Source organism: Streptomyces sp. DSM 116793 (assembly GCF_057320905.1).
In genome coordinates this window covers 8,970,454-8,983,884 of the sequence record NZ_CM170494.1, presented here as the reverse complement: position 1 = coordinate 8,983,884, position 13,431 = coordinate 8,970,454, and the positions used below count along the sequence as shown (strand labels likewise).

Annotated in this window: 7 protein-coding genes; 3 read left to right on the top strand and 4 right to left on the bottom strand. The window is 74.5% G+C overall.

Going from position 1 to position 13,431, the window contains the following annotated elements; translation table 11 throughout:
* Positions 1-471 precede the first annotated feature (471 nt).
* Positions 472-1,209 carry an ArsR/SmtB family transcription factor gene (locus tag ACSMXW_RS35550; RefSeq protein WP_485802522.1) on the top strand — a complete coding sequence of 246 codons (738 nt, stop codon included), beginning with the start codon at positions 472-474 and terminating at the stop codon, positions 1,207-1,209.
* A gap of 241 nt (positions 1,210-1,450) precedes the next feature.
* Positions 1,451-2,800, top strand: a complete 1,350-nt coding sequence (paaK, locus tag ACSMXW_RS35545; RefSeq protein WP_485802521.1) for a phenylacetate--CoA ligase PaaK — start codon at positions 1,451-1,453, stop codon at positions 2,798-2,800.
* 61 nt (positions 2,801-2,861) lie between these two features.
* Here the strand turns inward: paaK and ACSMXW_RS35540 are convergent, their stop codons facing one another.
* From ACSMXW_RS35540 to ACSMXW_RS35525, 4 genes are all read right to left on the bottom strand, one after another.
* Positions 2,862-4,421, bottom strand: coding sequence for a phytoene desaturase family protein (locus tag ACSMXW_RS35540; RefSeq protein WP_485802520.1), 1,560 nt, complete (start codon positions 4,419-4,421; stop codon positions 2,862-2,864).
* Positions 4,422-4,595: 174 nt separating this feature from the next.
* Positions 4,596-7,391: a serine/threonine-protein kinase gene (locus ACSMXW_RS35535; protein WP_485802519.1), complete on the bottom strand. Its 2,796-nt coding sequence runs from the start codon at positions 7,389-7,391 to the stop codon at positions 4,596-4,598.
* Positions 7,392-7,409: 18 nt separating this feature from the next.
* Entirely contained in the window at positions 7,410-8,252 is an 843-nt protein-coding gene (locus tag ACSMXW_RS35530) for an oxygenase MpaB family protein (protein ID WP_485808505.1), read from the bottom strand.
* Positions 8,253-8,529: 277 nt separating this feature from the next.
* Positions 8,530-8,916, bottom strand: a complete 387-nt coding sequence (locus ACSMXW_RS35525; RefSeq protein ID WP_485802517.1) for a four-helix bundle copper-binding protein — start codon at positions 8,914-8,916, stop codon at positions 8,530-8,532.
* A gap of 468 nt (positions 8,917-9,384) precedes the next feature.
* On the opposite strand from ACSMXW_RS35525, the gene ACSMXW_RS35520 reads away from it, so the two are divergent.
* Entirely contained in the window at positions 9,385-13,284 is a 3,900-nt protein-coding gene (locus ACSMXW_RS35520) for a discoidin domain-containing protein (RefSeq protein WP_485802516.1), read from the top strand.
* Positions 13,285-13,431: the final 147 nt, after the last annotated feature.

Here is a 13,431-nt window from a genome sequence, read left to right as displayed (position 1 = left end):
TTCCGCTCCCAAGGGGCGCGGCACCGCGCTGACCCCCACGACACAGCCGCAGCCGGTCACCGGTAACCGGTCACCGACCACCAGCCACCGGCCACCGGCCACCGGCCACCGGCCACCGGCCCGAGCCCCGCACGCCGAAGTCGCACACCCGGCCCACTCCCCCACCGCCCGCTCCCGGGCCCACCGAAACCCCAAAAAAAGGCGCGGGGAACTGCGCGGACCGCCACGACGCACCCGTAGTCGGCCACCGCCACCGCCCCAAGCCTCCCGGCGAAGACCGGCCGGTGGGCCCCGCACCCACGGCACGCGGCCCGCACCCACGGCACGCGGCCCGCACCCACAGCACGCGGCCCGCACCCACAGCACGCAGGCCCTGCACTCACGGCACGCGCGCACATACGGACAATGGGGGCCCGGCCCGCCGGGAACACTTCGGCCCGAGCCGAACCCTCCCCCGCTTACCCTCGACGCATGACCCCGAGCACCGAGACCGACATCGCCGAGGTGGCCGCCGCCATCGGCGACCCCGCCCGGGCCAGGATCCTGCTGGCGCTGGCGGGCGGCGGTGCCCTGCCGGCGAGCGCGCTCACCGCGGAGGCCGGTCTTGCGCCCTCCACCGTCAGCGGGCATCTGGGCCGGCTGCGCGAGGCGCGGCTGGTCACCGTCGAGCTGGACGGACGGCACCGTTACTACCGGCTCGCCACCCCGGAGGTCGCCGGGGCGCTGGAGCACCTGGCGCGCATCGCCCGCCCGGTGCCGCCGCGCACGCTGAGCGCCGACGGCCGTGCGCGGGCACTGCTGCGGGCCCGGCTCTGCTACGACCACCTGGCGGGACGGCTCGGCGTCGCGCTGATGGCCGCACTGCTGGAGGCCGGGATCCTCGCGGTGCACCGGCCGCCCGGCGGCGACGAGACCGCCGAGGTGTCCTACGCCGTGACCCCGAAGGGCCGCACCGCGCTCGAGGACTTCGGCGTGGACATGGCCGCCCTGCCCCGGCGGCGGTCCGCCGTGCGCTACTGCGTCGACTGGGCCGAGCGCCGCCACCACCTGGCGGGGCCGCTGGGCGGCCTGGTCGCCGCCCGGCTGTTCGAGCTCGGCTGGCTGCGGCGGGGCAGGTACCGGCGCGTCGTGCACCTCACCGAAGCGGGCCGCACAGGTCTCACCGGCACCTTCGGCATCGTGCTCGACGAGGTCGACGCCCGGCGGTGAGGCGCCCAGTTCCCGGCCCCGGGATGCCGCGGCCCTCCCCCGGGGAGCGTGTGCCGGTGCCGCGGGGGGCCAAGGCCGACCGTAGGCAGCCCGGCCGGCGGCCCGCACCCGGGGCACCGTGGACGCGGTGGATCCCGTCGGCTCCCTTGACGCACCCCGAAGCGCCCTGGATTACTGATCCCCGAGCGGCCCGGACCGAATGATCGGTCGACCGGACGCCTCGCCGACAAGGGGGAACGCCATGACGACGCACCCGGCGGGACCGAGCGCCACGGCAGGCCCGCGCGACGCGGGCGAGCGGCTCGACCCCGAGCAGCTCCGCGACGTCCAACTCCGCCGGCTGCGTGCGACGCTCCGGCACGTCTACGACCACGTCCCCTTCCACCGCGCCGCGTTCGACCGTGCGGGGCTGCGCCCCGAGGACTGCCGCTCGCTCGCCGACCTCGCCCGCTTCCCGTTCACCAGCAAGGCCGACCTGCGGGACACCTACCCGTTCGGGATGTTCGCGGTGCCCGAGGCGGAGGTGCGGCGGCTGCACGTGTCGAGCGGGACGACGGGCCGCCCCACCGTCGTCGGCTACACGGAGGGCGACCTGTCCCTCTGGGCCGACCTCGTGGCCCGGTCGATCCGGGCGGCCGGCGGGCGGCCCGGGCACAAGGTGCATGTGGCGTACGGCTACGGCCTGTTCACCGGCGGCCTCGGCGCGCACTACGGCGCCGAGCGGCTCGGCTGCACCGTGATCCCCGCGTCCGGGGGGATGACGGCGCGCCAGGTGCGGCTCATCCAGGACTTCCGTCCCGAGGTCATCATGGTGACGCCCTCGTACCTGCTGGCGCTGCTGGACGAGTTCGAGCGGCAGGGCGTCGACCCGCGCACCACCTCGCTCAAGGTGGGCATCCTCGGCGCCGAGCCGTGGAGCGAGGAGATGCGCCGGGAGATCGAGGAGCGCCTGGCGATCGACGCGGTCGACATCTACGGCCTGTCGGAGGTGATCGGCCCCGGCGTGGCACAGGAGTGCGTGGAGACCAAGGACGGGCTGCACATCTGGGAGGACCACTTCCTGCCGGAGATCGTGGATCCGGTCACCGGCGAGGTGCTGCCGGACGGCGAGCCGGGCGAGCTGGTGATCACCTCGCTCACCAAGGAGGCGATGCCCGTCGTGCGGTACCGCACGCGGGACCTCACCCGGCTGCTGCCGGGCACCGCCCGGGTCTTCAGGCGGATGGCGAGGGTCATGGGCCGCAGCGACGACATGGTGATCCTGCGCGGCGTCAACGTCTTCCCCACCCAGATCGAGGAGATCGTGCTGCGCACCCCAGCGGTCGCGCCGCACTTCCAGCTGCGGCTGACGCGCGAGGGGCGGTTGGACGCGCTGACGGTGCGCGCCGAGGCCCGTCCCGGTGCGACACCGCAGGCCCGCGAGGCGGCGGCCCGGGCGATCACCGCCGGCGTGAAGGACGGCATCGGGGTGACCGTGGCCGTCGAGATCGTGCCGCCCGAGTCGCTGGAACGCTCGGTCGGCAAGATCAAGCGGCTGGTGGACCTGCGGCCCCGTGGTGACGCGCCCGTGGCGGGCAACCCGACGGGCTGACACCGCCACCCGCCAGACTGAAGCGGCGGGCCGAGCGGAACGTGCCACGGGCCGCGGCGGCCTAGTACCCCAGTACCGCCATCGCCGCGTTGTGGCCGCCGATGCCGCTCACGCCGCCGCCGCGCACCGCGCCCGCGCCGCACAGCAGGATGTTCGGGTGGGCGGTCGCCACGCCCCAGCGGCCGGTGTCCTCGCCTGACCACGGGAAGGCCAGGTCGCCGTGGAAGATGTTCCCGCCGGGCAGCCGCAGGTCGCGTTCGAGGTCGAGCGGGGACTTCGCCTCGATGCACGGCCTGCCCTCGGCGTCCCTGGCCAGGCAGGACTCGACGGGCTCCGCGAGGTGTGCGTCGAGCTGCGCCAGCGTGGCGCGCAGCAACTCCTCGCGGACGGCGGTGTTGTCGTGCCGGAACAGCCGGGCGGGGGTGTGCAGCCCGAAGAGCGTGAGGGTGTGCCAGCCGCGCCGGGCGGGTTCCGGGCCGAGGATGCTCGGGTCGGTGAGCGAGTGGCAGTAGATCTCGGAGGGCGGGGCGGTGGGCACGGTGCCGGACGCCGCCTGGTCGTGCGCATGCGCCAGTGCCTCGTAGCCCTCGGCGATGTGGAAGGTGCCGGCGAAGGCGTCGCGGGGGTCGACGGCGCTGTCGCGCAGCCGCGGCAAGCGCTCCAGCAGCATGTTGACCTTGAGCTGGGCGCCCTCCGCGGGTGCCGGCGGGTCCTCGCCGAGAAGGGTGGCGAGCTCCTGCGGTGAGGCGCCCGACAGGACGTGGCGGGCGCCGACGGTGCCCTCACGCTCCCGGGTCCGGTAGGTCACCTCCGCAGCACGGTCGTCCGTGTCCACGCTGACGACCTCGTGCCCGGTGGCGATCTCCGCACCCGCGGCGCGCGCGGCGGCGGCCAGGGCGTCGGTGAGCGCGCCCATGCCGCCGACCGGGACGTCCCAGTCGCCGGTGCCGCCGCCGATGACGTGATAGAGGAAGCAGCGGTTCTGCCGCAGCGACGGGTCGTGGGCGCCGGCGAACGTGCCGATGAGCGCGTCGGTGAGAACGACACCGCGCACCAGGTCGTCCTGGAAGTACTCCTCGACGGCGGCCCCGATGGGCTCCTCGAAGAGCATCCGCCACGCCTCGTCGTCGCCGACGCGGCGGCGCAGCTCGTCCCGGGTCGGCAGGGGTTCGGTGAGCGTGGGGAAGACCCGCTCCGCGACCTGCCGGGTGCGGCCGTAGAACGCCTGCCAGGCCGCGTACTCGCGCTCCCCGCCGGTCAGCCGCGCGAACGACTCCCGGGTGCGCTCCCCGCTGCCCGGGCCGGCACCGACCAGCAGGCCCGTCGGGCGTCCGGCGCGCTCGGCGGGCGTGTACGAGGAGACGGTGCGCTTGGCCAGCCGGACGTCCAGGCCCAGGTCGGTCACGATCTTCTGCGGCAGCAGGCTGACCAGGTAGGAGTACCGCGACAGCCGTGCGTCGACCCCGGCGAACGGGCGGGTGGAGACGGCCGCGCCGCCCGCGCCGTCGAGCCGCTCCAGCACCAGGACCGTCCGTCCGGCGCGGGCCAGATAGGCGGCGGCCACCAGGGCGTTGTGTCCCCCGCCGATGATCACGGCATCGTAGGCATCGCGAGCAGGCATGGTCCTTGGTAACACGCGAAGATCGCGGGGGCCAGGGGCGGGGGCGCCATCCGGACGTGCCCGCGCGGGACACGGGACCGGGTCGCTCTGGTGCGAACGAAGAGGGGGCGCGGCAGACACCCCCGACCGGCAACCGCCCGCAGGGCGCGGGCGGATCTCGCCACACCGCCCGTGTCAGGGCGCGCGGCGCTGCCGCAGGGCGGCCACTCTGCGGTACAGGGCGACGGCCTCCGGGCCGCGTCCCAGCTGTTCCAGGCAGTGCGCCTCGTCGTTGTGGGCCGCGAGGGTGTCCGGATGGTCGGCGCCGAGCGACCTCGCGCGGGCCGCGGCCACCGCACGGTACTCGGGCAGGGCGTCGGGCCAGCGGCCGAGCCAGCCCAGGGCGACGGCGACCTCACGGCGGCTCACCAGGGTGTCGGGGTGGTCGGGGCCCAGCACCCTGGCCCGGAGCGCGGCCACGTCGCGCGCCTCCGCCAGGGCCTCCTCCCAGCGGCCGAGCCGCCCGAGGTTGACTCCGAGGCCGTGCCGGGCCCGCAGGGTCTCGGGGGCGTCCGGGCCGTCCACCCGGGCGCGGTCCTCGATCAGGCCCCGGTACAGCTCCAGCGCCTCGGCGCTGCGGCCGAGACGGCCGAGGCTGATCCCGATCTCGTAGCGGGCGGCGAACGTGTCCGGGTGGTCGGGACCGAGCACCCGGCTGCGCACCCCGGCGACCGCGCGGTAGACGTCCAGCGCCTCCGCCCAGCGCCCGAGCAGCCCCAGCACGTACGCGACCTCGTACTGGGTGACCAGCGTGTCGGGGTGCTGCGCGCCGAGCACCCGGGCCCGGGCCGCCGCCACCTCGGAGGCCATCCGGCAGGAGTCCTCCAGGCGGCCGAGCCTGCTGAGGTTGAAGGCGAGGTTGTGCCGGCAGCGGAGCGTGTCGGGGTGGTCGGCACCCATGGCGCGGGTGCGGGCTTCCAGGACCGCCGCGTAGACCTGGTGGGCCTCGGCGTGCCGGCCGAGCTGCCCCAGCTCGTACGCCGTCTCCTGGAGGGCCGCGAGGGTGTCGGGATGGTCGGCGCCGAGCACCCGGGCCCGGGCCGCGGCCACGTCCCCGTACTCGCCGAGGGCGGCCTCCGGCTGCCCGGTGCGGCTGAGGGTGAAGGCGACCTCGTAGCGGCTGGCGAGGGTGTCGGGGTGGTCGGGGCCGAGCGCCCGGGCACGCTCCGCGGCCACCACGCGGTGCACCTCCGCCGCCTCGGCCCAGCGGCCGAGCCGGCCCAGGCTCAGGCCCGCCTCGTGCCGGGAGGCCAGCACGGCGGCCGCGCCGGTGGGGTGCGCGGGGGTGGAGTGCCCTCCCGTGGGCCTCCGGGCGTGGTGCCCCGAGGTGGCCTGCCCTCGGGTGGGCTGCTCCGGAGCGGACTGCCCCCGGGTGGTGTGCGGCGACGGGTCTGCCGCGCCGGCCCCGGGCTTCGCGGGGCCGGACCCGGTGTCCGCCGGGCCGGGGCCCGGCACCGCGGGCCGGGAACCGGTCGTCTCTGGGCGGGACCCGGGCGTCGCGGGGCGGGACCCGGGCGTCGCGGGGCGGGACCCGGGCGTCGCGGGGCGCGGTCCGTAGGGCAGCCCGTGCGGGGCGGAGGGCATGGCATACGGCGCGGAGGGCACCGCGTGCGAGCCGGACGAGGGCGGGCGACGGCCCGGCGGCGGGGAGCCGGGGCCCGGGCCCGCCGCCGGGCGGGCCGGTCCCGTGCCGCCCGCGCCTGGGCGGGACCCGCGCGGGGCGGTGGTCCAGGGACCGGTGAGGCCCGCGGCGGTGTCGGGCGGGGTGGGGTGCAGGTCCAGGCCGCCGCTGGCCTTCGGCCCGGTGATCATGCCCTCGGTCCAGGGCGGCAGGAGCGGCTCGGGGCCCGACGGATAGGCGGCCCCGGCACCGGACGGGTGGGCGGCCCCGGCACCGGACGGGTGGGCGGCCCCGGCACCGGACGGGTGGGGGGTCCTGACGGCGTGCGGCGTGCCGGGGCCCGTGCGGGGGACGCCGGGCGGCACGGCACGGCCGGTGCCGCGGTCGCCGGGCCGGGCGCCCGGGTCCGCCGAGTCCCGCGGTGCCCGCGCCGCACCGGCCGCCGGGGCGGTGCGGCCCCGGCCCGCGTGGATGCGGGCGGCCAGGTCACGGGCGTCGTCCGGGCGGGTGTCGGGGTCCTTCTCGAGCAGGTCGAGGATGATCTGCTCCAGATAGCCCGGCAGGTCGGCGCGGTGCCTGCGGGGCGGCCGGGGTGCGGTGTCGCGGTGCCCGACGAGCACCGCCCAGGCGTCGTCCAGGTCGAACGGCGGTGCGCCGGTGGCGAGTTCGTACAGCACGCAGCCGAGCGAGTAGAGGTCGCTGCGGTGGTCCACATAGCCACCGCCGATCTGCTCGGGGGACATGTAGTGAGGGGTGCCCATGGCGATGCCGGTGCCGGTGAGCCGCTGGGTGAAGCCGATGTCGTGGCCGAGCCGGGCGATGCCGAAGTCGCAGATCTTCACCGTGCCGTCGGTGAGCCGCATGATGTTGGCCGGTTTCAGGTCCCGGTGCACGACGCCCTGTTCGTGGGTGTAGGCGAGCGCCGTGGCGACCTGGTCGGCGATCTCCTCGATCTCGGCGACCGGCAGCGGGCGGCGCGCGCAGTCCCCGGCGGCCAGCAGCTGGCTCAGGTTCCGGCCCTGGAGCAGCTCCATGACGAGGTACAGCACGCCGTCGTGCTCGCCGAAGTCGTGCACCACCGTGATGCCGCGGTGCTGCAACGACGCGGCCACCCGGGCCTCACGCCGGAACCGCTCCCGCATCACCCGGGTGAGGGACGCGTCCTGGTGGGGCGTCAGCGGTTTGAGGCACTTCACGGCGACCCGGCGGCCCAGCGACTCGTCACGGGCGCTCCACACCTCGCCCATGCCGCCCCGCCCGATCATGTCGAGCAGCCGGTAGCGGTCCTGGATGAGTCTGCTCTCCGCCATCTCGTGCTGTCGCCCCCGTCACCCGCCCGTGCCCTCCCCCGGCCCGTCCAGTATGGCGAGCCGGGCGCCGAGTTTGTACGGCGAGGGGCGGGCGGCGGGGCCGAGACGCGCCATGGCGCGCAGGATGTGCTTGGGCGGCAGCTGCCAGCGCAGCCTGCCGGGGATCAGGCGCAGCATCGCCCCGGTGGCGCGCAGCCGGCGGGTCACCACGGCGGGCTCCGGGGCGGGTGTGCCGTACAGCACGTGGGCGTACGGCGGAAGCGAGGCGTAGGCGAGCCGGGCCAGCGGGCGCCAGAGCAGGGCACGCACCGGGAGCAGCGGCAGGGGCACCGGCGGGCGGCGCAGGAAGTCGTCGACGTCCCGGGCCTCGGAGCCCGCGGCCAGTTCGGGCCGCGTCCGCTCGAAGTAGGCGGTGAGTCCGGCGCGGTCGGCGGGCACGTCCCGCGGGTCGAGTCCGACGAGCGGCGCCCCGGCCGCCGCCTGCTCGGCGATGTAGCGGTCGGCCTGCTCGTCGGTGAGGGGGAAGCCGGAGCGGCGTACGACGTGCAGGTAGGAGTCGATCTCGGCGCAGTGCACCCAGAGCAGCAGCGCGGGGTCGTCGACGCCGTAGACGGCTCCGGTACCGGGGTCGGTGGCCGTCAGCCGGGCGTGGATGCCACGCACGCGGGCGCCCGCCGCCCGGGCGTTCTCGGCACTGCCGTAGGTGGTGGCCGCGACGTAGCGTGCGGTGCGGACCAACCGGCCCCAGGCGTCCCGGCGGAAGTCCGAGTTCTGCATGACTCCCCGCACCGCGCGCGGGTGCAGTGCCTGGAGGTAGAGGGCGCGTACGCCGGCCACCCACATCATCGGGTCGGCGTGCATCTGCCAGGTCACGGAGGCCGGGCCGAAGAGCCCCGCGTCGCCGTCCCGCACGGCCCTGCACCCCCTGCGTCTGTCCCGGTCCGAAGGTTTTCCGACGGCCAGGTTATCCGCACGCGCCGCCCGGGCCGCGCACGCCTCCCCTCACGGCCCCGGTCCCGGGGCGGCACCGCTGCCGTGGCCGGACCCTCGGCCGGTGGCCGGGTGACCGCGCCCACACGGCGGGGCCTCCGAACGCCACCGGCCCGGAACGGGCGCGGCGGGCGGCGGGCGGCGGGCCTCAGCCCAGGATGGCCAGGAAATCCGTGCAGGCCCGCGCGCAGGCCCGGCACGCCGCCGCGCACTCCTCTGCGCCGGGGTGCGCATCGCACACATGGGCGCACTCGATGCACATCGCCCTGCACCACTCGACCTGGATCCGCATGCTGTACTCGTCCTGATGCGCCTGCTCCGACAGCATCGCGCAGGTCGCGTCGCACACCTCCGTGCACAGCACCGCCTGCCGGCGCATCTCGTGCCCCACGCCCGCGTCGCCGGGACCGGCGAAGCTCACCCGGCCCGCGCAGACCCGGGCGCAGTCGGCGCACGCCTGTGCACAGGCGAAACCCTCTTCCAGAAACGCGACGAGATCCTGCCGGTCCTCCGCGTGCCACGCCGTGGACGTCACCGTTCGGCTCTCCTCTCCGAGCTCTGCGCTCCGCTTGCGCCTCGCCCCTCGGGGCCCCCTCTCCCGGCCCTGCGGGTAGCCCCGGCCCCGGCGCACCAAACCCCTCCGCGGAGCACCCTTCCGGCCAGGTCCGGCCTCCCAGGCGGTCCGCTGACCTGAACTCGCCCCCGCTCCACAAAGTGGAGCAAGAAGGTCTGCGCAAACCGTGGACTGCCAAACACGCTTCTGCAATTCTTCAACAAATAGGCGCAAGAATGCGAGGTACCCGCGCCCCGGCCCACTCGGCAGCGGCACCCTCCGCGCCCGGGCCGCACCCGGGGCCCTCGGCGCGCCCGCACTCCCGCACGCGCTCCTCCCGCACACCCGTACTCGGTACCTCACACACCCGTACTCGGTACTCCGCACGCCCGTACTCGACGACAAGGCGCCCGGCCGCCGTGCGCGGCCCGCGCCGAGGACAGGGGAACAATGCCCAGACAACGCTGGAGACGACGGGCGCTGACCGGCGCCCTCGCCACCGCCCTGGCCCTGGTCGGCCTGCCGGCCGTGCCCGGCGTGGCGGACAGCGGCCGGCAGGCCGCCGTGAGCGGCACCCACAACCTCGCGCACGGCAAGCGGCTGACGGCCAGCAGCTCGGCCCGGGGCGCGACGGCGGCCCGGGCCGGCGACGGCAGCCGCGCCACCTACTGGGAGGGCGCGAAAGCTGATCTCCCGCAGTGGATCCAGACGGATCTCGGGGCGTCGGTGGGCGTCGACCGCGTGGTGCTCGGGATGCCGCCCGGCCGCCACACGGGGGCGCAGACCCTCACCCTCCAGGGCAGCACCGACGGCGAACACTTCACCGACCTGGTCGCCTCGCACCGCTACGCGTTCGGCGCCGCACAGCACCGGTCGGCGACGCTGTCGTTCGGCACCACCGTGACGCGCTACGTCCGCGTGGCGGTCGCCGCCGGTTCCGGCGGGACCGCCGCCCGGCTCGCCGAGCTGGAGGTCTACGGCCCGGCGCGGGGCGACACGACACCACCGACCACACCGCGCGCGCTGACCTTCAGCGAGCCCGAGACCGGGCAGGTCAAGCTCAACTGGCGGGCCGCGCACGACAACACCGAGGTCACCGGGTACGACGTCTACACCGGCGACGGCACCCTGCGCGCCAGCCTGCCCGCGAGCACCACCACCTACACGGACACCCCGCCCGCCGGCTCGGCCGCGGCCTACTTCGTGCGGGCCAGGGACGCCGCGGGCAACCAGTCCCCCGACAGCACGACGGTGACCCGCAAGGCGGTCCGGGGCGACAGCCGGGCGCCGACGGCCCCCGAACACCTGGCCCTCACCGAGCGCTGGGCCGGCACGATCCACCTGACCTGGGGCGGATCCCAGGACGACACCAAGGTCACCGGGTACGACGTGTACGCCGACGACGGCACCCTGCTGGGCAGCGTGGGCGGCGGCACCACCTCCTACACGGACACCCGGCCCGCCGGCACCAGCACCACGTACCAGGTGCGGGCCAGGGACGCCGCGGGCAACAGGTCGATCGGCAGCAACACCGTCACCCGTACGGGGCGCGCCGCACAGGACGCCGACCTCGCCGCCCACAAGCCGATCAGCGCCTCGTCGACGGTGTTCACCTACGTCGCCGAGAACGCCAACGACGGCAATGTGGGCACCTACTGGGAGGGCGGCGGAGGCAGCTACCCGAACACCCTCACCGTGAAACTCGGCGCCAACGCCGACGTCCACCAGGTGGTGGTCAAGCTCAATCCGGACCCGGTCTGGAGCAAGCGCACCCAGACCTTCGAGGTGCTGGGGCGCGAGCAGAAGGCCAGCGGTTTCAGCAGCCTGGTCGCGAGCCGCGGCTACGCCTTCGACCCGGCCACCGGGAACACCGTGACCATCCCGGTCTCGGCCCGCGTCGCGGACCTCCAGCTCAGGTTCACCGCCAACACCGGAGCGCCGGCCGGCCAGGTCGCCGAGCTCCAGGTGCTCGGCGTGCCGGCGCCCAACCCGGACCTGCAGGTCACCAAGGTGACGGCTGCCCCGTCGGCGCCGGTCGAGTCGGACCGGGTCAGCCTGACGGCGACCGTCGCCAACACCGGCACCGCGGCCTCGGACCCGGCCGACGTCACCTTCCAGCTCGGCTCCACCAAGGTGGGCACGGCCCAGGTCGGCGCCATCGCGGCCGGTGCCACGGCGACCGTGACGGCGGACACCGGGGCGCACGACGCGGGCTCGTACCAGGTGGGCGCGGCCGTCGATCCGGACAACAAGGTCATCGAGCAGAACGACGGCAACAACACCTACACCAGTCCGACGCCGCTGGTGGTCACACCCGTCTCCAGCTCCGACCTGCTCGCCGCCCCGGTGAGCTGGTCGCCGTCCGCCGCGTCCGGCGGGGACACGGTGACCTTCACCGTCGCCCTCAGGAACCAGGGCACGGTGGCCTCCGCGGGCGGCTCGCACGCCATCACACTCTCGGTGCTCGGCGCGAACGGCTCCACGGTGCAGACGCTCACCGGCTCCTACACCGGCAGCGTCGCGCCGGGCGCCACCACGGCACCGGTGCGGCTCGGCACCTGGACCGCGGCGAACGGCAAGTACACGGTGAAGACCGTGATCGCCGACGACGCCAACGAGGTGCCCGTCAAGCGCGCCAACAACACCACCTCGCAGCCGCTGTTCGTGGGACGGGGCGCCGACATGCCCTACGACACCTACGAGGCGGAGGACGGGGTGGTGGGCGGCGGTGCCAGGACCGTCGGACCGGGCCGCGCCGTGGGCGACCTCGCCGGTGAGGCGTCGGGCCGCCGGGCCGTCACCCTGGAGAGCACCGGCAGCTATGTCGAGTTCACCACGAAGGCCAGCACCAACACGCTCGTCACCCGCTTCTCCATCCCGGACTCCGCGGGCGGCGGCGGCACCAGCGCCACGCTGAACGTCTACGTCAACGGCGCCTTCCGCAAGGCGATCGACCTGACCTCGAAGTACGCGTGGCTGTACGGCGCCGAGACAGGACCCGGCAACTCACCCGGCGCGGGCTCGCCGCGGCACATCTACGACGAGGCCAACCTGATGCTCGGCGAGAGCGTGCCGGCCGGCAGCACCATCCGGCTGCAGAAGGACGCCGCCAACACCTCCAGGTACGCGATCGACTTCATCAGCCTGGAGCAGGTCTCGCCGATCGCCAACCCGGACCCGGCCCACTACGCCCAGCCGGCCGGCTTCACCCAGCAGGACGTGCAGAACGCCCTGGACAAGGTCCGCATGGACACCACGGGCACCCTCACCGGGGTGTACCTGCCGCCGGGCGACTACGAGACGTCGGGCAAGTTCCAGGTGTACGGCAAGGCCGTGAAGGTGGTCGGCGCCGGGCCCTGGTACACCCGCTTCCACGCCCCGTCGTCACAGGAGAACACGGACGTCGGCTTCCGCGCGGAGAGCTCCGCGAACGGCTCCACCTTCGCGAACTTCTCCTACTTCGGGAACTACACCTCACGGATCGACGGGCCCGGCAAGGTCTTCGACTTCTCCAACGTCACCGACATGACCATCGACAACATCTGGGACGAGCACACGGTGTGCCTCTACTGGGGCGCCAACACCGACCGGGTCACCATCAGGAACTCCCGGATCCACGACACCTTCGCCGACGGCGTCAACATGACCAACGGCAGCACCGACAACCACGTCGTCAACAACGAGGCGCGTGCCACCGGCGACGACAGCTTCGCCCTCTTCTCTGCCATCGACGCCGGCGGCGCAGACGAGAAGAACAACGTCTACGAGAACCTGACGGCCGTCCTGACCTGGCGCGCCGCCGGTGTCGCCGTGTACGGCGGCTACGACAACACCTTCCGCAACATCCACATCGCGGACACCCTGGTGTACTCGGGGGTCACCGTCAGCTCGCTCGACTTCGGGTATCCGATGAACGGCTTCGGCACCAGTCCCACCACCCTGGAGAACATCTCCGTCGTGCGCGCGGGAGGCCACTTCTGGGGGGCACAGACCTTCCCGGGGATCTGGCTCTTCTCGGCGTCGAAGGTGTTCCAGGGCATCAGGATCAACAACACCGACATCATCGACCCGACGTACAGCGGCATCATGTTCCAGACCAACTACGTGGGAGGCCAGCCGCAGTACCCCATCAAGGACACCGTCCTGACCGACATCACCATCACCGGCGCCCACAAGAGCGGCGACGCCTACGACGCCAAGTCGGGCTTCGGGCTCTGGGCCAACGAGATGCCCGAGCCGGGGCAGGGCCCGGCGGTCGGCGAGGTCACGTTCCACAACCTCACACTGTCCGACAACGCCCAGGACGTGAAGAACACCACGTCCACCTTCACCATCAACCGGCTGCCGTAGGGGCGAGCACGCCTCCGGCGGTCCCCGGCCGGCACCGCGCCGGCCGGGCACGCACGCACACCGCATGCGGTGGGGTCGCCGGCCCCACCGCATGTCCACGCCCCGCTAAGGTGGGGCGGCGCCGTGTGCCACGGGCGGCGCACGCAC